Annotated in this window: 14 protein-coding genes; 6 read left to right on the top strand and 8 right to left on the bottom strand. The window is 69.1% G+C overall.

What is annotated here, in order from left to right:
* Nucleotides 1-99 precede the first annotated feature (99 nt).
* Nucleotides 100-1,011, bottom strand: a complete 912-nt coding sequence (locus SY91_RS26655; RefSeq protein ID WP_023474938.1) for a DUF4123 domain-containing protein — start codon at nt 1,009-1,011, stop codon at nt 100-102.
* A 13-nt stretch (nt 1,012-1,024) separates the two neighbouring features.
* Entirely contained in the window at nt 1,025-3,529 is a 2,505-nt protein-coding gene (locus SY91_RS26650) for a type VI secretion system Vgr family protein (protein WP_023474939.1), read from the bottom strand.
* Between the two features lie 355 nt (nt 3,530-3,884).
* On the opposite strand from SY91_RS26650, the gene SY91_RS26645 reads away from it, so the two are divergent.
* Nucleotides 3,885-4,832: an aldo/keto reductase gene (locus SY91_RS26645; protein ID WP_023474940.1), complete on the top strand. Its 948-nt coding sequence runs from the start codon at nt 3,885-3,887 to the stop codon at nt 4,830-4,832.
* A 216-nt stretch (nt 4,833-5,048) separates the two neighbouring features.
* Here the strand turns inward: SY91_RS26645 and SY91_RS26640 are convergent, their stop codons facing one another.
* On the bottom strand, nt 5,049-6,029 hold the full coding sequence (locus SY91_RS26640) for a helix-turn-helix domain-containing protein (RefSeq protein WP_023474941.1): 981 nt from the start codon (nt 6,027-6,029) through the stop codon (nt 5,049-5,051).
* A 174-nt stretch (nt 6,030-6,203) separates the two neighbouring features.
* Here SY91_RS26640 and SY91_RS26635 point away from each other — a divergent pair, with 174 nt between their 5' ends.
* The 5 genes from SY91_RS26635 to SY91_RS26615 all read left to right on the top strand — a co-directional run bounded on the left by SY91_RS26635 (nt 6,204) and on the right by SY91_RS26615 (nt 11,155).
* On the top strand, nt 6,204-6,737 hold the full coding sequence (locus SY91_RS26635) for a 2,4'-dihydroxyacetophenone dioxygenase family protein (protein WP_006480150.1): 534 nt from the start codon (nt 6,204-6,206) through the stop codon (nt 6,735-6,737).
* Between the two features lie 16 nt (nt 6,738-6,753).
* A complete protein-coding gene (locus SY91_RS26630; protein ID WP_023474942.1) occupies nt 6,754-8,058 on the top strand; it encodes an MFS transporter in 1,305 nt (434 codons plus the stop codon).
* A 1-nt stretch (nt 8,059) separates the two neighbouring features.
* Nucleotides 8,060-9,181 carry a 2,3-butanediol dehydrogenase gene (locus SY91_RS26625; RefSeq protein ID WP_023474943.1) on the top strand — a complete coding sequence of 374 codons (1,122 nt, stop codon included), beginning with the start codon at nt 8,060-8,062 and terminating at the stop codon, nt 9,179-9,181.
* Nucleotides 9,159-9,881 (top strand): SDR family NAD(P)-dependent oxidoreductase, encoded by a 723-nt coding sequence (locus SY91_RS26620; protein ID WP_023474944.1) that lies wholly within the window; start codon nt 9,159-9,161, stop codon nt 9,879-9,881. The genes SY91_RS26625 and SY91_RS26620 overlap by 23 nt, the downstream gene beginning before the upstream one ends.
* A gap of 182 nt (nt 9,882-10,063) precedes the next feature.
* Complete coding sequence (locus SY91_RS26615) at nt 10,064-11,155, top strand: porin (RefSeq protein ID WP_023474946.1); 1,092 nt, start codon at nt 10,064-10,066, stop codon at nt 11,153-11,155.
* A gap of 67 nt (nt 11,156-11,222) precedes the next feature.
* Here the strand turns inward: SY91_RS26615 and SY91_RS26610 are convergent, their stop codons facing one another.
* From SY91_RS26610 to SY91_RS26590, 5 genes are all read right to left on the bottom strand, one after another.
* The gene (locus SY91_RS26610) at nt 11,223-13,463 is read right to left on the bottom strand and encodes a TOMM precursor leader peptide-binding protein (RefSeq protein WP_023474947.1); all 2,241 of its coding nucleotides are present in this window, start codon (nt 13,461-13,463) and stop codon (nt 11,223-11,225) included.
* A gap of 94 nt (nt 13,464-13,557) precedes the next feature.
* Nucleotides 13,558-13,920 carry a BMA_0021/BMA_0022 family TOMM bacteriocin gene (locus SY91_RS26605; protein WP_023474948.1) on the bottom strand — a complete coding sequence of 121 codons (363 nt, stop codon included), beginning with the start codon at nt 13,918-13,920 and terminating at the stop codon, nt 13,558-13,560.
* A 16-nt stretch (nt 13,921-13,936) separates the two neighbouring features.
* A complete protein-coding gene (locus tag SY91_RS26600) occupies nt 13,937-14,281 on the bottom strand; it encodes a BMA_0021/BMA_0022 family TOMM bacteriocin (RefSeq protein WP_012339049.1) in 345 nt (114 codons plus the stop codon).
* A 33-nt stretch (nt 14,282-14,314) separates the two neighbouring features.
* Nucleotides 14,315-18,364: a TOMM system kinase/cyclase fusion protein gene (locus SY91_RS26595; protein WP_185921231.1), complete on the bottom strand. Its 4,050-nt coding sequence runs from the start codon at nt 18,362-18,364 to the stop codon at nt 14,315-14,317.
* Nucleotides 18,361-19,362, bottom strand: coding sequence for an FHA domain-containing protein (locus SY91_RS26590; RefSeq protein ID WP_043888653.1), 1,002 nt, complete (start codon nt 19,360-19,362; stop codon nt 18,361-18,363). Before SY91_RS26590 ends, SY91_RS26595 begins: the two co-directional genes overlap by 4 nt.
* Nucleotides 19,363-19,656 lie beyond the last annotated feature (294 nt).

Genomic DNA, 19,656 nt, shown 5'->3' with positions numbered 1-19,656 from the left:
AAAAAACCATCACGGACAGCAAAGTGATCCAGCAGCGGTTCATATTGAACTTCCTTCTCTTCCAGTCGATTTCATTCGAGTCGCGTCGCGCACGCGCCATCACCCGGCTGCTTCCTGCATCCGCCGCCAGTCCTCCGCCGGCACCCGAGCCAGCGCCTCCGGGAACGCCTCTCCCTGCGCCACCGCGTCGAACACGGCGGCCATCGCCGGATCCTCGTCGAAGCGCGCGCCGTAGCGTAACGCCAGTTCGCAATAGATCAGCAGCGACGCCGCACTTTCGGCGCCGTGCGCCTGGCAGCGCGCCAGTTGATCACGCACGAAGCCGTAGTGCTGCGCGGCCGGCAATGACGCCAGCAGCGCGGGCTTTTCGACACGCAGCCGCTCGAGCATCGTGTACGGATAGCAGGCGGCGAGCAGATCGTCTTCCTGCGCCTGGGTCAACTGCAGCGGAAACTCGGCGGCCTGCCTGACGTTGGCGGGCGCGGCGATGTCCGCCGTCCGGAGCTGCAGCGCGGTATCGCGGTGAATCCAGTGCCGCACGCCCTGCGCCAGATACGCGCGATGGGCGGCGGGCAGCATGTCGAGCCAGAACGGCAGCACGCGCGGATCGAAGAAGCGCATCAGCATCACGCTCTCCATCTGCTCGAGCTGGACATCGACCATCGGCGCCAGATGCGCGGCCAGTCGCTCGAGCGACAGCGGCGACACGAGCACGCTCGCCGCCGGCCACGGAATGCCGGGCGGCTCGATCGCGTCCGCAGCCTCGGCCTCGGCGCTGTCGGCGGCGGGCTGCCATTCGAACAGCAGCGGCCCGACGACTCTCGCCTCGTCGTCGGTGTCGTCGGCGAGCAGCGAGGCCGCGACGAACGCGGGCCACGCCGCCTTGTCATCGTCCGGCAAGGTATCCAGCAATGCGCCGTCGATCAGGACGTAAGCGCGCAGCCCGTCCTGCGACGACAGCGCCGCCTGCAGCGCGTCGGCCGCCTGCGCGGCGATCAGGTCATTCGTCATGCGCGGCCCTGCCTCACGCCTTGGCCGCGAACGGCGACGCCATCGATGCCGCGTTGACCATGCACGGCGCGCACGCCGTGCCGGGGAACGCGCGCGCGGGCACGGGCAGGCTGTCCGGCCCGATGAACGTATGCGACGCGGCATGCGCGGTGAATTCACCCTTGGTCCCGTGCACGATGCCGCTGCCGTTCCAGCGCGTATAGCTGGTCCCGCCGTTGATGAGGACTTCTTCCTTCGCGGTGATGGTGATGCGGTTCGCATCGACCTTTACGTCCAGCTTGGCGAGCACGTTGACGCTGTCCTTGAGCGCCTGGATGTCGATATCGGCGGCAGCGGCCACGAGCCGGATGCCCTTCTCGAACGCGGCGACGCGCACCGCCTCCTGCGCGCTGACCAGCATGCTCTTGCCCGCGCCGATGCTCGTGTGGGCGCCGCTCGTCAACGCGACGTGCTGGTCGCTCGCGACATGGGTCGACCCCGTCGTCGTCGCCAGAATCCCCGCCGGGCTCGCGAGCGCGAGGAACGGCTGCGCGAACTCCGGAAACTCGCCCTGCTGCGGATTGCCGCCGCTGCCCCTCAGGCCGTCGTTCTGCGTCCTGAGCGCCTGATGAACGGCATCCTGATCGCCGGACTCCTGCGCCTTCACATCATGCGCGGACCCCGACAATGATTCGTGCAGGTCGTGCGCCTTGTCGAGGCGCGCGACGGTCTCGCCGATGTCGGTCGCATGGGCACGCGCGTCGTAGCGCGCCTCGCTGGTCACGAGCAGGCCCTTGGCCGCCCGTACCGCGCCATGCGCGTCGGTCCGCAATTCGAAGCCGCGGGCGCGCTGATCGGTGCGCCCTTGGGTCGCGTCGATGCGGACGTTGTGCCCGAGCGTCAGTTCGCTCGCGTCGGTATCGCTGCGCAGCTTCAGCTGGAGCTGCTGCGGCGTGTCGTCGAGCAGCACGTGGTTCGAGCGTCCGCCCGCCGCATTGCCGCTGTCGCCCGACAGCTCGCGACTGCGCAGGCCGGTCAGCACGTGCTGGTCGGGCAGCGCCCACGGCGGCATCCGTTCCGCGTTGTACGTGGTGCCCGACACGACGGGCCGGTCGGGATTGCCGTCGAGGCACATCACGAGCACCTCGCTGCCCACGCGCGGATGCGCGATCATGCCCTTCTCGCCGCCCGCCCAGCCGGCGGCCACGCGAATCCGCGCGCTGATCTGCGCCGCCCGATCCCAGTGATAGACGATGCAGACGCGGCCGTACTCGTCGACGTCGACGCTGCCGGCTCCCTTCGCGCCGGCAACGGTCGCGGTTTGCGGCGCCAGCACGCGCACCGGTTCGCTGTTGAACCCGCGCCCCGGTCGCCACGGCGTACGTCGATGGCCCGCGACGAAGCGGTTGCGATACTCGGGCTTGCCGTCGGCCTGCAGGTAATTGTTCGCCGCTTCGTGACGGGCTTCGAGAATCAGGTACTCGTGATCCTGCGGGCTGCCCGACGCCACGCTGAAGTGATCGGACAGCTGGAACCAGCGCCCGGGCAGGATGCCGTGATGATTGCCGGCCGCGTCGAAACGCGTCGCGGCCGCCTCGATCTCTTCCATCCGCACGCGCGCGAGCGCGTCGCCGGCGCGCGCCTGCTTCGCGAAGCCGTAGTGCCCCACGTATTCGTGATGCTCGACCTGCGGCGCGACGCCCGGCGGATGCAGCGTCGGAATCTGCGCGTTGGCCGCATGCGGCGCCTTGAAGTCGAACGCCGTCGCGCTGTAACTGCCGGCGGACAGTGACCGTACCGCGGACCATTGCGAAATGGCGTCGGCGGCCATCGGGCCGTCGTGCGTCTGGAAGCGGATCTGCGGCGAGCGGCCGTCGACGGCCGGGCACTGCACCGTGCTGTCGTCGCCGACGATCAGCTTCAGGCCTTTCTCGTCGTGCTCCCACCAGTACAGGAACCCGACGGCTTCCAGATGGCGAACGATGTAGTTCCAGTCGCTTTCGCCGAGCCCGCCGCCCTGGACGTTCATCGTGCGCGCCGGATCGTCGCCGCGCACGCGCCACTCCCACGACGGCGCGAGCCCCTGGTAGTCGGCGAGCAGCGTGCCGATTTGCTGCTGCAGCGATTGGCCGAGGAACAGGCGGTTGTTCACGCGGGTCCGCAGGAAGTGACTCCACGGGCGCAGCACCGCGCGATATTCCGCAATCGAATCGTCGTTGCGGACCAGCGAAAACTCGGTGCAGTAACCGGTGAAATAACGCAGGCCGCCGTCGGGGCGCACCATCGACACCGCGAGCAGCTTGCCCAGCATGTCGGCCAGCGTGACGCCCGCCTCGCCCGACAACAGCGTCACCTCGAACGTGAAATCGATCCCGAGCCCTTCGTGCGCGACGAGTCGCTCGGCGACCAGCCGCGCCGGACGTTGCCGCCCGTACGCGTCGGTCACCGATGGCGCGTCGTCGTGAGGAAAGGACAGCGCGAGCAGGCGTTTGTCCTGCAGGAAAAACGGGGTTCGAATGAATGCCGCCAGGTCAGCCATGACCGCCTCAGAATGATTTTTCGTTCGTGTGGCAGCGGCCCGCTGCCTCCCTTAATTTTGGGATGAAAGGATATCGTAGACAACGCGCCGCGACAACGTTGACGCCATGCGTCATTTCCCTAACCTGGCACGGAAAATCGGTAATAAATACAGTGCCTTGCGCGCGGCGGGACCGGCGCTCGAACGGAGGTCGCCGCCGTGATGACGTCACCGCGTCCGGCATGCCGGCGCACGCGCGCGAAACCCGCCGGTTGGTGCACCGGCGGCGGAACCTCGCCACGTGCTCGCCGTCTCAACGCGACCGGCTTCACGTTCCGCAGTCCCCTCCCGTCACCCGCAGCTTACGGAGCAGAACATGGCACATCGCACCCTCGGTACATCCAGCATCCAGGTTTCGCCGCTCGCGTTCGGCGGCAACGTCTTCGGCTGGACCGTCGACGAAAACGCATCGTTCGCGTTGCTCGACGCGCTCGCCGATACCGGCATCAACTTCATCGACACGGCCGACGTCTATTCGGCCTGGGTTCCCGGCAACCACGGCGGCGAATCGGAAACGATCATCGGCCAGTGGCTGAAGCGCTCCGGCAAGCGCGAGCAGGTCGTGATCGCGACCAAGGTCGGGCTCCTCGGCACGCGCGCCGGGCTGTCGAAAGACAACATCCTGAAGGCCGTCGACGATTCGCTGCGCCGCCTGCAGACCGACTACATCGACCTGTATTTCTCGCACCGCGATCTCGCCGACACGGCCCCGCTCGAAGAAACGCTCGGCGCGTATCAAACGCTGATCGACGCGGGCAAGGTGCGCATCATCGGCGCGTCGAACTACAGCGGCGCACGCCTGCGCGAAGCCGCCGCCATCAGCGCGCGCGACGGACTGCCCGCCTATCAGGTCATCCAGCCCGAATACAACCAGCTCGACCGCGCCGACTACGAACGCGATCTCGAGCCGGTCGTGCGCGAGCTGAAGCTCGGCGTCGTCAACTACTACGCGCTCGCGAGCGGGTTCCTGTCGGGCAAGTACCGCAGTGAAGCCGACCTGAAGAAGAGCGTGCGCGGCGATCGCGTCGCCGGCTATCTGAACGAACGCGGGCTGCGCATTCTCGCGGCGCTCGACGCCGTATCGGCGAAGCACGGCACGCAGCCGGCCGCGATCGCGCTCGCCTGGCAGATCGCGCGGCCGACGATCACCGCGCCGATCGCGAGCGCGACGTCGCTCGAGCAGCTCGCGCTGCTCGGTGAAGCGATCCGCGTCACGCTCGATCAGGACGACGTCCGCCAGATCGACGAAGCCAGCGCGCCCTGAAGTCCGTGGCACTGGCAGCGCAGGCCGTGGAACCGCATCGCGGTTCCACGGCCTGCCTGCGATGCGCGCCAGGTGAATGAATGCAATGGCGGGCAGCCGATGGCCGCGCGGTTCGACCGCGCTTCCTCGCGCCGAACCTGACCACACCCTCGCCGCACCGCAAACGAAAACGGCGCGTGATGCACGCGCCGCCGCCGAACCATCCGCGAACCGTCGTCAGCCCGCGGCCTCGCGCGCCGCATCGCGCAGCGCCATCGGCGACGCGCCGTAGCGCTCGCGGATCGCGCGACTGAAGTGCGCCTGGCTCGAAAACCCCCAGCGAAATGCGATCTCGCCGATGCTCGTCTTGCGCAGCCGCGCATCCGTCAGCTCGCGATGCGCGTGCGACAGCCGTTCCGACCAGATGTGCTGCGTGATCGACTCGCCTTCGGCCGCGAAGAGGCGGCCCAGATGCCGCAGCGACAGCCCGACCGCGTCGGCGACGGCCTGCGGCCCGAGCTCCGGCTCGCCCAGATGCGTCGCGATGTACTGCTTCGCGGTCAGCAGGTACGACAACGACGCGCGCGACGCGCCCGCACCGTTCACTTCCGCGTCGATGAGTTCCGCGATCAGCGTGCGCGTGTGCTCGGCGAACCGCGCGGCGTCGCGCTCCACCGGCGCCTTCATGAACCGCTCGACGCTCGCGCGCAACGTTGCGCCGAGCATCGCGCCCGCGCCCGGCTTCGGCGCGATCCGCAGCGGCAGCGCGGCCAGTTCGGCATCGAGACGGTCGTCGAACGTCGTGATCGGGATATCGATCAGCAACTGCCGCATCGGCGTGAGGAATCCGAACAGATACGGCACGCGGGTGTCGTACACGACGAGATCGCCGGCCTCCGCGAGCAGGCACCGGTCGTGCTGGATGAAATACGCGCGCCCGCTCAGGATCTGGCAAGCGAACAGCGACTCCTTCGGCAACTGGCGCACCAGCGCGGGGCTGCGCTCGATCACGTGATCCTGCCCGCTGATGTCGGCGATGCCGAGGCCCGGCAGCGCGATATCGGTCTTCTCGGCTTCCAGCCCGGCCGGCGACAGCGACGAGCAGCGCAGGCCGACCAGCGTCGCCGCGTTGAACGCATCCCAGTACGCCATCCGGTCGCGCGCCGGCACGTCGGCCGTCGAGCCTCGCGTGCGTGAAAAAACGGTCGAATTCGTCACGTCGCCTCCTGCTGGCGCCTGTCGTGCGGAGCGGCACGGATTGGGGATGGTTCGTCTGGATTCTGGTGCGATGCAATGTCCGGCGCGGTCAAGCAATGCGTCCCGCCCAGTCAAGAGCGGCGCGCGCCGGCTGGCTAAAGTCGAGCCCACGACAACCCATGAAGGAGACACCCCGTGGTCGACAAAGCCGTATCCGAATTCTGGCAAAACATTCCGGCGATTGCCAATCCGTTCAAGCCCGATGCGCTGCCCGAGGCCTACATCCCGAACGCGGCCACCGACGACGAGCGCTATTACGTTCCGTTCACCGAAACGGTTTCGTCGCGGCCGCTGTGGATCTCGCCGTCGCAGAACAAATGGTGCGACATCCTGATGGCGAAGGAAGCCGGGCTGGTGAACCGGCACTATCACCCGCACGAGGTGTTCGCGTACACGCTGTCGGGGAAATGGGGTTACCTCGAACACGAATGGACAGCGACGCGCGGCGATTTCGTGTACGAGACGCCGGGCGAGGGCCACACGCTCGTCGCGTTCGATCACCCCGAGCCGATGCGCGCGTTCTTCATCGTCAAGGGCCCGCTGATCTGGCTCGACGACGCAGGCAATCCCGACGGCTACTTCGACGTGCATTCGTACATCGCGATGTGCAAGGCGCATTACGAGAAGGTCGGCCTCGGCGCGCAAGCAGTCGAGAAGCTGTTCCGCTGACGCGGCGAGGCTCACGATGACGTCCCCTTCCTCCTTCCGGCGCGCCTGGACGTACGAGAACAGGCTGCTGCTGATCCTGTTCATGACGTTCGGCTTCGTGTTCTTCGACCGCCTCGCGCTGTCGTTCCTGTTCCCGTTCATGTCGGCCGAGCTGCACCTGACGCACACGCAGCTCGGCATGGTGTCGTCCGCGCTCGCGCTCACGTGGGCGCTGTCGGGCGCCGCGACCGGCGCGTGGTCCGACGCACGCGGCACCCGCAAGCCGCTGCTGGTCGCGGCCGTGCTCGGCTTTTCCGTGTGCTCGGCGCTGTCGGGGCTCGTCGGCGGCTTCGCGAGCCTGCTCGCGTTTCGCGCGCTGATGGGCATCGCCGAAGGCCCCGTGCTGCCGCTGTCGCAATCGCTGATGGTCGAGAGTTCGACGCCGAGCCGCCGCGGGCTGAACATGGGCCTGCTGCAAGGCTCGGCCGCCGGCCTGCTCGGCGCGATGATCGGCCCGCCGGTCGTGATCGGCATCGCCACCGCGTACGGCTGGCGCGAGGCGTTCTACGTGTCGTGCATTCCGGGCTTCCTGATCGCGTTCTGCATCTGGCGCTGGGTGCGCGAAGTGCCGCCCGGCGGCGTGCGCCACGTGCAGGCCGATACCGCCGCGGTACCGGCCGCAAGCGGCGCCGAGTTCAGCCGCTGGACATTGCTGAAGGAGCGCAACATCCTGCTCTGCGTGCTGATCAGCTGCTTCTTCCTCACGTGGTTCGTCGTGATCATCTCGTTCGCGCCGGTGTTCCTTGTGGAAAGCCGCCACCTGGCGCCGTCCGACATGGGCGTCGTGATGACCTGCCTCGGCGCCGCGTGGGTATTCTGGGGCTTCGCGGTGCCGGCGATCTCCGACCGGATCGGCCGCAAGCCGACGATGATCGGGTTCGCGCTGATCGCGGCCATGTGCCCGGTCGCGCTGATCCACGTCGGCTCGGTCTGGGCGCTCGGCGCGCTCGTGTTCGTCACGTACACGGGCCTCGGCTGCTTCACGCTGTTCATGGCGACGATCCCGGCCGAAACGGTGCCGCCGCGAGCGATCGCGAGCGCGCTCGGGCTGATCATGGGCGCCGGCGAGCTGATCGGCGGCTTCGTCGCGCCGACCGTCGCCGGCTTCGCGGCGGACAGGTACGGCCTGCAATTCGCGATGTGGACCTCGACTACCGGCGCGATCCTCGCATGCGTGCTGTCGTTCGGCCTCGTCGAAACCGCGCCGGCCGTGCTGCGCAAGCGCGCGCTCGCAGGCGCCGCGGCCGGCCGCCTCGATACGCCCAACCTCGGAGGACGCTGACATGCGCGCACTTCAATGGCATGGCCCGCGCGACGTCCGTCTCGTGGAAATCGACACGCCGCGCGTCGGCCCCGGTGACGTGCGCATCGCGGTCGCGTATTGCGGGATCTGCGGCAGCGACCTGCATGAATACGCGGACGGCCCGCACGCGATTCCGGTCGATGCGCCGCATCCGCTGTCGCGCCGCACTGCGCCGCTGACGCTTGGCCACGAGTTCTGCGGCACCGTCGTCGAAGTCGGCGCGGGCGTGATGACGCTGCGCGCGGGCGACCGCGTCGCGGTCGAGCCCGAGTATCGCTGCAGCCAGTGCGCGTACTGCCGTTCGGGGTCGTACAACCTGTGCGTGTCGATGGGCTTCGCCGGGCTGATGGGCGACGGCGGGATGGCCGACTTCGCGGTCGTGCCGGCCTACATGCTGCATCGGCTGCCCGACGGCGTGAGCCTCGAACAGGCCGCGGTGATGGAGCCGGCCGCCGTTGCACTGCACGCGCTGCGGCGCGGCGAACTGCGGCTCGGCGAGACCTGCGCGGTGTTCGGGCTCGGGCCGATCGGCCTGCTGCTGATCATGCTCGCGAAGCTGCAGGGCGCGACCACGATCGTAGCCGTCGACGTGTCGCCCGAACGGCTTGCGGCCGCCACGCGGTTCGGTGCGACGCATGCGTTGGATGCCTGCACGCTCGATGCCGCCGCGTTGCACGACGCGATTCGCGCGGCCACGGGCGGGCTCGGCGTCGATACGAGTTTCGAGGCGGCCGGGTTGCAGGCTACGTTCGAATCGGCGATGCGGGCACTGCGCAAGGGCGGCCGCGTCGTGATGGTCGGCCTGATGCCGCACGCGGGTTTCGACGCGTTCCGCGCGGTCAACGACGAGCTGACCGTCACCACGAGCGTCGGCTACCGGCATGCGTACGAAGATCTGCTGCGCATCGTCGCGTCGGGCGCGCTCGACCTCACGTCGATCGTCACGCGCACCGTGTCGCTCGAGGATGCCGTCGCCGACGGCTTCGACGCGCTGCTCGCCGATCGCGCGCAGATCAAGATCCTCGTTTCGCCCACGCAACGGCCGGCCCGTCGCGCGTCCGCCACCGGGAGCGTCGAGCATGAGTCGTCAGTGGGCGTTTGACGGGCAGTCCGTCGTGGTGACGGGCGGCACATCGGGCATCGGCGCGCGCACCGCGCTGCGGTTCGCGCAGGCCGGCGCATCGGTCGTCGCGCTCGGGCTCGACGCCACCGGCCCGCATGCGCCCGTGCATGCCGGTGTCCGATGCGTGGAACTCGACGTGGCCGACGGCGCGGCGCTGACGCGCACGATCGCCGCGCTGCCGCGGCTCGACGTGCTCGTCAACGGCGTCGGCATCAGCCGGCACGCGGGCGAATACCGGATGGACCAGTTCGAGCACGTGCTGAACGTGAACCTGACGTCGGTGATGCGGGCATCCGACGCGGCGCTGCCCGCGCTGGCGGCCAACGGCGGCAGCATCGTCAATATCGCGTCGATGTACACGTACTTCGGCAGCAAGGACCGGCCCGCGTACAGCGCGAGCAAGGGCGGTATCGCACAGCTCACGCGTTCGCTCGCGCAAGCGTGGGCCGATCACGGTATCCGCGTGAACGCGGTCGCGCCGGGCTGGATCGACACGCCGCTCAGCAGCGCTCTGATGGCCGACACACTGGCATCGCGCCGCATCCTCGAGCGCACGCCGCTCGGGCGCTGGGGCACGGCCGACGAAATCGCGGAAGTGATTCTGTTCCTGTGCTCGCCCGGCGCGTCGTTCGTCACCGGCGCGGTCGTGCCGGTGGATGGCGGGTATTCGACGGTCTAGCGCGCGGCGCGCGGGCCGCGGAAGGTCGCCGGATCGACGCGACCTGCCGATGCCCGTTGCGCGCCACCGCTCCCTTTGACCGTCGCCGAACCGGGTTCGCCCGGTTCATGTTTCTTCATATCAATCAGTAGTCCAATTAAAAATATCCGGCTCGACCGGATCATGTGAGGAGCACTTTGGAGATGACGAAAAAGACCTTTCTGGCGTTCGCGGCCTGCGCGCTTCCGGCCGCGGCGTTTGCGCAGAGCAGCGTGACGATGTTCGGGCTGATGGATACCGGCATCAGCTACGTCAGCAATCAAGGCGGCCACGGCGCCGCTAAATTCGACGACAACATCTTCTTTCCGAACCTGCTCGGCTTCGAGGGCAAGGAGGATCTCGGCGCGGGCACGCGTGCGATCTTCCGGCTCGTCAACCAGTATTCGCTCGGCAACGGCTCGATCATCGGCGGCGGACTGTTCTCGCGCACCGCCTATGTCGGGTTGCAGAACGACCGGTACGGCACGCTGACGCTCGGCAACCAGTACGAATTCATGGTCGATGCGCTGGCCGCCAGCGGCAACGAGATCGCGCAGGATCTCGTCGGCCTGTACGGCTTTCGCAACGGGCCGTTCGATCGGCTCGCGCTGCCGAACAACCCGACCGGCGCATTCGACTGGGACCGCGTCGCGGGCAGCAATCGCGTCGCGAATTCGGTCAAGTACACGAGCCCGTCGCTGTCGGGCCTGACCATCGGCGCGCTGTACGGCTTCGGCAACGTCGCGGGGTCGATCGGCGCGAACAACACGGTCAGCGTCGGCGCCAGCTACGACCACGGCCCGTTCGGCGCGGGCGCCGCCTATACGAACCAGAAATACGGCTCGGCCGACGGACTGCCGCCCACCAGCGTGCGCAACTGGGGCGCGGGCGTGCACTACACGGTCGGTACGGTCACGGGCAAGGCGCTCTTCACGACCGTGCACAACGCGCGCAACGGCGCGGGCGCGTGGTCGGCGGAAGCCGGTGCGGCGTGGCGGCCGTCGCCGGTATGGGTGATCGGCGCGAGCTACACGTACATGAAAGGCAACGACACGCTCGACGACGCGCACGCGCACCAGTTGCTCGCCGCCATCCAGTACTGGCTGTCGAAGCGCACGATGGTGTACGTGGCGGGTGTGCATCAACGCGCGAGCCACGGCAGCAACGCGCAAATCAACGGCGTGATGGACGCGAACGGCGCGTCGAGCGGCGCGTTGCAGTCGATCGCGCGGGTGGGGTTCAGTACACGGTTCTGATGCGGCGCGGGCTGTCGGCGTTCCGGCAGCCCGCGCTGTTCGCCGACAACGCGATTGCGCGCGCAGGTCACAGAAACAGCAGCGCCGGATTCAACGCCGTTTCGTCGCACGGCTGCGCGCGCCAACCCAGCGCCACCGGCACCGAATACAGCCGCCGCGCGCCGAAACGCGGCCAGAAATGGCACAGCCCCGGTGCGATCACCTGCACCACGGACAAGCCGATGTCGGGCCGCGTCTTGTCGACGACGAGCACGTCCATGCCGGCTGCCGCGATGCGCCCGACACACTCCGCGATCACCGCCGGTAACGACGCGGCATCGGCCCGCCGCCACGTCGAAGGCGTCGTTGCCGGCATACCTGCCGCCGGATACAGAAATCCGGTCGACGAAAGCGTGTCGCGATCCCACGGATGCGGCGCATCCGCCGCGATATCGAGCAACTGGTTGACTTCGGTCAGCGCCCGCTGCACCGCGATCCGGCCATCGGGATGACAGCCGAAGCCAATCGAGAAACGCCCGTCCCGCGGATTCTCCGCGAGCGCGACCACGGTCGGCACCGCGAGATCGGTCGTGATGTCGAGCGCCCATACGCGCCATCCGAACGTCGCGTATTCGTGCACGAGCGCGTCGAAATACGGATCGTCGAAAGCCGCGAGATCGATGCCGGGGCGCGCGATCCGGTTGTACCACCAGATCGCGACCGCATCGCGCTCGATCAGCTCGAGCATGCCTTGCAGAATCGCCTCGTCGAGGCTCGAGCCGGCGGCGCAGCCGTTCGGGTTGTGCACGCAGGCGGCCATGGCCTGCGCGCTGTCGGGCGTTTCCGCGTAGCAGTAGCTCAGCGGCACGAGGCGACGCCGGCCGTTCACGAGCGACCACGCAGGCGTCCAGTCGATGACGTCGCGCGACGTGAAGCGCGGCGGCACCTGCTTGCGGACATCGCGGGTCAACGCGTTGATCGCGTCGCGCGCGTCGAATTGCCGTTCGCTGAACTGCTGAAGCGCGTTCACATGGATCGGCTCGGCGTCGCAGGCCGGATCGGCGCGCAGGCTGTCGAGGCTGCCGGTCACCGTCGCCTCGTCGCCCTGATACACGCTGCTGAAGCGTTCGAGCGCCTCGCACAGCGCGCTGGTGCGGGCCTGCTCGTCGGTGCGGCCCTTGCCGGAGCAGAGCCGGTCGAACCGGTTGCTGTCCGGCACGGCGGCCGGGCATACGAGAAAGCCCGACGCGTAGACCTTGCGCAGGCCCGCGTGCCGCTTCGGCATCGGATGCAGATACGCGATCGCGCCGCTGACCGGCGAAATCAGATGCGCGTGACGCGCGAACACCCGTTGCGGATCGGCGCTCCGGTAGCCGCCGTCCGCCCGCGCCAGCGGCGCATCCCCGGCGAGCCGCGGCGCACGCGCCGCCTGCTCGCGCATCCACGCGGGATTCCCGCAGCACGGGCATTGCGGCCGCCTGACCACACGGTGACGTTCGACGGCCAGCGTGTCGAGTCGATGCGCGACGATGTGCGTTTGCGCACGTTCCGCGACCACGCGGTTGACCGCGAGCTGCTCGACCGTCGCGGCCACGAGCGCGGCCGCGGCGGCGGCGGCCGCACGCGAGGCGGCCACCGGTACACGCGTCGCGTCGCTGCCGTGATGGCGCGCCAGCAACGCCTCGACCGGCCGGTTGACGCGCATCCAGTAGCGCACGCATTCGATGCACGGCGCCTCGGCAAGCGCGTCGGCGCCGCCGGCCAGCAACGGTCCGATCAGCGTCTGCACGCCGCCGGTCGCCACGACGAGCAGCGCACCGCCGCGCGCCGCCACGCGGGCGGCGCACGCGGCGAGATCGTCGCGGTCGTGCGTATCGACGATCGCGACCGTCAGTTCGGCCTCCTTTGCGATGCCGATACCGGCCGCGTCGAGCGCGCGCCGGAGCGCCGTACCGTCCGCACCGAACGTCTCCACCGCGACCCGCAGTTGGGCCATGCGCGCGCACGCGGCGTCGCCGTCGAGCCCGGCCCGTTCGAAGAAGCCGCGCGCCGCATCGTCGCCGTGCGGCGGATCGGCGCGCACGTAGCCGCGCCGCACCAGGTGATCGAGCCGCGCGAGCACGTCCCATTCGCCGAACGTGCCGGCCAGCGACGTCACGATCTCGGCAATCGTCATGCGCGCCCGCAGGCACGCGGCGATCCGCACGAAGATCGCGCCGGACAGCATCGCGCGCCTGAATTCGTCGACGACGAACAGCGTCTCGGGCCCGGCATCGAGCACGAGCAGGTGCGGCTTGAAGCGCAATACGCGCGAAAGGTCATCGAGCATGCATCGGGTTCCGTGCGACGGGTCGGACGAACGTCGCGCGGCCCGGGCAACCGCCCCGGGGCCGCGCGACGGTGCGCGGGTCGGCCGCGCCCGCTCAACAGCAGGTGAAGAGGTAACACGGCCCCGCGTCGCAGTAGGCCGCGAGCGCCACGGCCTCCTCGTCCAGGTGCGCCGGCTGCTCCGGTATGCCGACCGTCATCACGTTGCGCGGCAGGTTCCAGCTCCCGCCGCCTTTCCCGTCGCTCGTCCAGCCATGATCGCCGCCCGTCTTCTCGATATCGATGTCGATGATCCACGGGCACTGATAGCCGAAGTATTTCGCGAGCGTATCCAGCGGCCGGTCCAGCAGTTCGGCCTTGAACGCCGGGTCGCGCCACGAGAGCGCGATCGCACGCAGATAGACCTTCTGAAACTCCAGCATCGATTCGAGCGTCGGATTAGCGTTGTCCTTTGCCATGTCGGTTTCCCCGGAGTCATTCCATGATGGTGATGTGGTCCGCGTTGTACGCGGCCAGCGCCTGCGCGAACTGCGCGTCGTCCGCCGGCGCGGGCGGCAGGTACAGCGTGAGCCTGTTTTTCTGGCCGGCTGTCCAGTCGCCGTTGACGGTCGGTGTCCACTCCGACGATTTGAGCTGCACCTTCAGGTCGAGCTTGAACGGAAAGTGATAGTCGAACTGCTCGCGCAATGCGTGGACCGGATCGGCTTCGAGCTTGTCGAGAAACGCCGGCGAATGCCAGGCGAGGGCGATTGCCCGGATGACGGTCGCGCGGTATTCGAGAAACTGTTCGTACGTCGGTAATCGAAGATCCTTGCTCATCTTTATGCTCTCCTGAATGACGGTTTGAACTGCTTACGGCAACGACTGCAACGTCGCTTCGGCGAGCCTGGCGATCCGGCCCATGCCCGCCGTCGTTGCAATTTCGACTGCGCGCCGGCATGCGTCCAGCGCGGCCACGCCGCCGCAACGCGGATCGGCGCGGCGCAAGTACTCGCCCTGCTTGAGCAACAGCTGGGCTTCGTAATACCGTTCGCCGCTCGTTTCGCACCAGGCGAGGCACTGCCCGACCTGCGCGAGCGCCGCGTCGTAGTCGCCGCGTTCGGCATCCAGCTCGGCAAGCAGCGACGCGTAGTAGGTGAGTCCGAGCAGGCCGCCCGACTGCCGCTGTGCGTCGAGATGCGCGACGACGCCCGCGCGATCGCGTTGCGTCCATGCATGAATGATCGCGGCGTAGTGCCCGACCGCGCGCAGCCGGTGCGCATCCGCCAGCCGGAGAATCGCCTCCGACACGGCTCGCGCCGCGTCGCGGTCGCCCGCGAGCTGATGCGTGCGCGCGAGGTACATCATCGTGACGCCGAGCGTCGGCAGATGGTCGAGGCAGGTCGCGCAATACACGGCTTCGCGCGCCATCGCGAGCGACGGTTGCGGATCGTCGTCCATGCACCAGCGCACGCTGGCGAGCGACGCCATCGTCCACGCGCGCGTATCGAGCCCCAGGATGCGCCGGTGGCCCGCGTCGCGTCGCGCGTCGTAGCCGGCCAGCACCGCGTCGAACGCGGCACGGGCGCGCGCATAGTCGCCGTCGACCCACAGGCTCATGCCGCGCATCGCGTCCGCCGCGACCTGCACGCCCGCCTCGCCGCGCTCGGTCGCGAGCGTGTCGAGCCGCTTGCCGATCCGGCGCACGGTCGAGCGGTCGCCGGCGATGTGGTAGTAGGTCGACAGCGTCCACAACGCGCTGATCTCGAGCTCCGGGTCGTCGAGCGTCCGGGTCTGCCGCAACAACTGCTCCGCATGCTCGCGTACCTGCGGATCGGCCCAGCCGAATCGCGCCATCGTCGCGTGCGTCAACGTGGCGCGAATGCGCGCACTGTCGTGCTCGCGCTGCGCGTGATCGGCGGTCGCGAGCCAGTCGAATACGGCCTGCCCGTAGCGGATCGCGTCGTCGTATCGCGAACGTTCGAGCGCGCGACGCGCCGCATCGATGCCCTGGGCGATCGCGTCCGCGCACGCGCCGGCGCGCGCGAAGTGCCCGGCGACGCCGAACGCGTGCGCACCGGCGCCGCGATCGGCCCGCGCGAGCAGCGCACGGCCGACGCGCGCGTGGTTGCCGCGCCGCACCGCAGGCGGCATCGATTCGTATGCGGCGTCGCGAATCAGCGCATGGCGGAACGCATAGAACACGCGATCGCGCCGATGTTGCGCGTACACGATCCGCTCTTCGAGCAGCAGCCGCAGATGGGCATCGAGCGTGGCACGATCATGCGGCGATGCATCGGCGAGCAGTTGCGCATCCACTTCGAGCCCGATGGTCGCGGCAAGCTGCGCGGTGTCGCGTGCGTCGTCGATCCGGTCGAAGGCCAGACCGAGCATGCCGCCAAGACTGAGCGGCAGCGGATAAGGGTCCGTTGCCGATGGCCCGGCAAGCGGACCGTCCGCGCCGCTCACCGTCAGTTCTCGCGCGACGGCCTCGATGAACAGCGGGATGCCCGCGGTGCGATCCGCGAGCCGGTCGAGCCACGCCGGATCGAACGCGCCCGGGCCGAGATGCGCCGACATCAGGCGTTGCGCGTCGTCGCGCGGCAGGCGGCGCAGCACCACGCGGTCGGCCGCGCCGCGCCAGCGCGCGAGCTTGTCGGGGCGCGACGTGAGCACGATGCACAGGGCCGCCGCGCGCGGCGAGCGCCGCAGATACGCGAGAAACTCCTCGGTCGAACGATCGAGCCACTGAACGTCCTCGATCACGAGCAGCACCGGCGCGCCGTTGCCGAGCGATACGAGCAGTTGCTCGAGGACGTCGAACAGCGCGTGCTGTTCGCGCGCGCTCGACCACAGGAGCCCGTTCGCGTCGCAGGGCAGCCCGAGCCAGGTCGCGAGCGCGACACGCGCCGCCGCATGGTCGCAATCGAGCGGCGCGATCATCGCGTCGATCGCCGCGAGCGCCACGCCCGGCGCGCGATCGGCATCGACGTGCCAGTGCGCGGCGATGAACCGCAGGACCGGAAACAGCGCATGATTCTCGCGTTCTGGCAGACAGCCGCACTGCGCGAACGCGTGGCCGCGGGTCCGCACGGTCTCGCACAGCTCGTGCACGAGCCGCGACTTGCCGAAGCCCGCATCGCCGACGACGAGCCGCGGCACGCCGAGCGGCGCCGGCTCGCCGCGCAGCGCGCGACGATGCCGCCCGAGCGTGTCCTGCCACGCGCGCAGCAGTGCGTCGAACTCACGCGCGCGGCCAACCATGGGCGTCCGTCGGCCGGCGTCGAGCGAATCGAACGGCGTATCGGCGTGCCGCTCGCCGAGCAATTCATGAACCGGCTGCGACACCAGGCCCGCCCGCGCGAGCCGCAACGCGGTCGGCCGCGAATCGGCATGCCGTTCGAGCACGAGCCGCGCATCGTCGCTGATCAGAATCTGTCCTGGGCCGGCCAGCCGCAGCAGCCGCGACGCCGCGGCGGGCGTCGACACGCCCGACATGTGCGACGCATGCGCGAGCACCTGCCCGACGTGAATCGCGGCGGCCACTTCGACCCGCCAGCCCTCTTCGCCCTCGGCAGCACGGCCGCCGGCGGCCGGCGGCGCCGGCAACCGCGCGCGCCCGGCGACGCGCACCATGTCGAGCGCCGCCCGCACCGCGCGGCGGGCGGGCCGGTCGATGTCGCCTTGCAGGCCGAAATGGAACAGCAGCGTGTCGCCGAGCCGTCCGCCCGTGTGTGCGCCGTAACCGACCGCGATATCGGCGCACTTCGTCAGCCACTGTTCCTCGTAGCCGTCGAGCGCCACGCCATGCTCGGTGCCGGCATGGCGCTGGCGGCCCTCTCCAGCGATCGTCACGCAGCAGCACAGCGTGGTGATCTGCCGGTACTCGCCCACTTCGGCGAGCGTTTCTCCGCGCGGCGCAAGCGGGTGCGAACGCGCCTGCCGGCCGGCGCGACGGGCGTCGAACTGGCCGACCAGCGCGGCGAAGTTGAGCGCACGAAACTGCGCCGCGAGCGCCTCGGCCGACGCGGCACGCTGCCGCGGATTCTTGTTCAGCGCATGCCGCAGTACCGCGCCGAGCGGCAGCGCCGCGATCGACGGCGGAAGCGCGACATCCACCGGGCTCAGTTGCTGATAGAGAATCTCGGCCACGCTGGCGCCCTGCATGACGACCTCGCCCGTCAGGCATTCGAGCACGATCAGGCCCCACGCATACAGGTCGCTGGCGGGCGTCGGCGGCTCGTTGCGCAGTTGCTCCGGCGCGCAGTACGGCGGCGAGCCGAGTACCTCGGTCGCGAGCGTCACGGTCCGGCGCGCGATGTCTTCGGTACCGGGCAGCAACGCGCCGATGCCGAAATCGAGCAGCTTCGCGTGCGGCCCGTCGTCGGCGATCGCGATCACGATGTTCTGCGGCTTCAGATCGCGATGCACGATGCCGCGCCGATGAGCGGCCGCGAGCGCGTCGAGCACCTGCGTCATCAGCCGCCCCGTGTCGATGGCCGACAGCGGCCCGTCCGCCGCGAGCCGGTCGCGCACCGTCCGGCCCTCGACCAGTTCGAATACGGCGAACAGCCGCCCGTCGGGCGCTTCGCCGCGGTCCAGCAGCGCCACGATGTTCGGATGCCGCAGCGCCTCGCACAGGCTCGTCTCGCGCCGGAAGCGCGCACGTTGGTGCATGCGCTCCGGCGCGGTCAGCGCGGCATCGTCGCGCATCAGCTTGATGGCGACGGCGTGCCCCGTCTCGTCGCAGGTCGCCCGAAACACCACGCCGTTGCCGCCTTCGCCGAGCAGCGGGCCGAGCCGGTAATGCCATTTGCCGGCGAGCGTCGCAAAAGGCGCCGCGTACTTCGGTGGTTCAGGTGCATCCGGCCGGGCGAGGGCGCGGGATACGGTCGGCAGCACGGCCGGTTCTTCCGCGTTCACGGGCTATGAACGATCGGGCCCGGCGCCGCGCGCGGCACGCCGATACGCGGCCCGGCGGCCGGCACCGACTCGCATTCGAGATGCTCGCCGCGCATGACCCGGAACGGCACATCGCCGAAACGGACGCTGCCGCGTCGGCGCTCGACGAGCTGGCTCGCACCGAGCCCCGGCAGCGCCGCGAACTGGCTCCGCGCGCGATGAATCTGCACGTTGACATGGGACGCATCGATGCCGAGCATGCGCGCGAGCCGGTCGAGTTCGATCCACCCTTGCGTGGCGGCGTCGTAGCCGGCCTGCATGTCGGCCGAGCGGGCGCGGGCGAGCGTGACGAGGCTGTAGTGATGGGCGCGCTCGCCGAGGTCGACCACGCCGCCGCGGACATGCAGCAGCATGCGCACGTGCTCCTCGTTGCGGCTGACGAGGAATTCGAGCAATGGCGCCGGCGCGGCCGGATCGGCGGGGGCGGCAAGCATCACCGTCGAGCCATGGCGCGCGAGGGCGAGGCGCCACGCGAAGTCGCCGGTCGACACTTCGTCGCCGTCATGGAGCGCGCGCGGCGGCAACGTGTCGTCGCACAGCCATTCGCCGGCCGGCGAACGGACGATCGTGACCGGCTGCGCGGCAGGGACCGGCAGGATCTGGCGCGGCGCCAGCACGATCGGCGCGGCGGCACCGCGAATCGGCCACAGCGTATCGGCCGGATCGTCGAGCGACTCGACCCGCCACGGCGCGGTGCCGGCCCTGCCGAAGCGGATCACGTCGCCTTGCTGCAGCACCGCATGCTCGCCGTCGCGCAACGATACGCCCGATACCGACGTGCCGTTGCTGCTGTGATCGTGGAGTTCCCAGAGCCCGCCGACCCAGCGGATATGGGCATGGACGCGGGACACCGAGCCGTCCCGGATGACCGTGTCGCAGCGCGCGTCGTCGCGGCCGAACACGTGATACGCGCGGAGCAGGCATGCGTCTCCGGAAGCGTCGTTCTTGAGTATCGCCATGGCCGCCCCGTGTCGGATTCGCCCGGATCGTTCGAGTGACGCATCGACGCTGCCGGGCAAGCGATTGATTCGATGATCGCGAACAGTGCCGCCCGTTCGCCGCCTCGTTACCTGTTTTTCTGGTCAGTTGCCTTGCCGGGTGTTACCCGCGCGCCGCGCGTCATTTCAGTAAATTGAATGGTCGATTACTTTGTTGTTTTAAAACCGAGCGCCTCGATGAAAATCCTGCCAAATAAAATCACGCACCGCAACCGGCATACCTGGATAACGATTTTATATTGCAATGCTTTACCT

It is taken from the genome of Burkholderia cenocepacia (assembly GCF_014211915.1).
Lineage (GTDB): Bacteria > Pseudomonadota > Gammaproteobacteria > Burkholderiales > Burkholderiaceae > Burkholderia > Burkholderia orbicola.
Note: the sequence above shows the minus strand (reverse complement) of the source record. Positions and strands in the feature narration are given on the sequence as shown.

Excerpts from the sequence above, each read along its gene's own strand:
- SY91_RS26655 (WP_023474938.1), bottom strand. The coding sequence starts at position 1,011 with ATGACGAATGACCTGATCGCCGCGCAGGCGGCCGACGCGCTGCAGGCG.
- SY91_RS26650 (WP_023474939.1), bottom strand. The coding sequence starts at position 3,529 with ATGGCTGACCTGGCGGCATTCATTCGAACCCCGTTTTTCCTGCAGGAC.
- SY91_RS26645 (WP_023474940.1), top strand. The coding sequence starts at position 3,885 with ATGGCACATCGCACCCTCGGTACATCCAGCATCCAGGTTTCGCCGCTC.
- SY91_RS26630 (WP_023474942.1), top strand. The coding sequence starts at position 6,754 with ATGACGTCCCCTTCCTCCTTCCGGCGCGCCTGGACGTACGAGAACAGG.
- SY91_RS26625 (WP_023474943.1), top strand. The coding sequence starts at position 8,060 with ATGCGCGCACTTCAATGGCATGGCCCGCGCGACGTCCGTCTCGTGGAA.
- SY91_RS26620 (WP_023474944.1), top strand. The coding sequence starts at position 9,159 with ATGAGTCGTCAGTGGGCGTTTGACGGGCAGTCCGTCGTGGTGACGGGC.
- SY91_RS26615 (WP_023474946.1), top strand. The coding sequence starts at position 10,064 with ATGACGAAAAAGACCTTTCTGGCGTTCGCGGCCTGCGCGCTTCCGGCC.
- SY91_RS26610 (WP_023474947.1), bottom strand. The coding sequence starts at position 13,463 with ATGCTCGATGACCTTTCGCGCGTATTGCGCTTCAAGCCGCACCTGCTC.
- SY91_RS26605 (WP_023474948.1), bottom strand. The coding sequence starts at position 13,920 with ATGGCAAAGGACAACGCTAATCCGACGCTCGAATCGATGCTGGAGTTT.
- SY91_RS26600 (WP_012339049.1), bottom strand. The coding sequence starts at position 14,281 with ATGAGCAAGGATCTTCGATTACCGACGTACGAACAGTTTCTCGAATAC.
- SY91_RS26590 (WP_043888653.1), bottom strand. The coding sequence starts at position 19,362 with ATGGCGATACTCAAGAACGACGCTTCCGGAGACGCATGCCTGCTCCGC.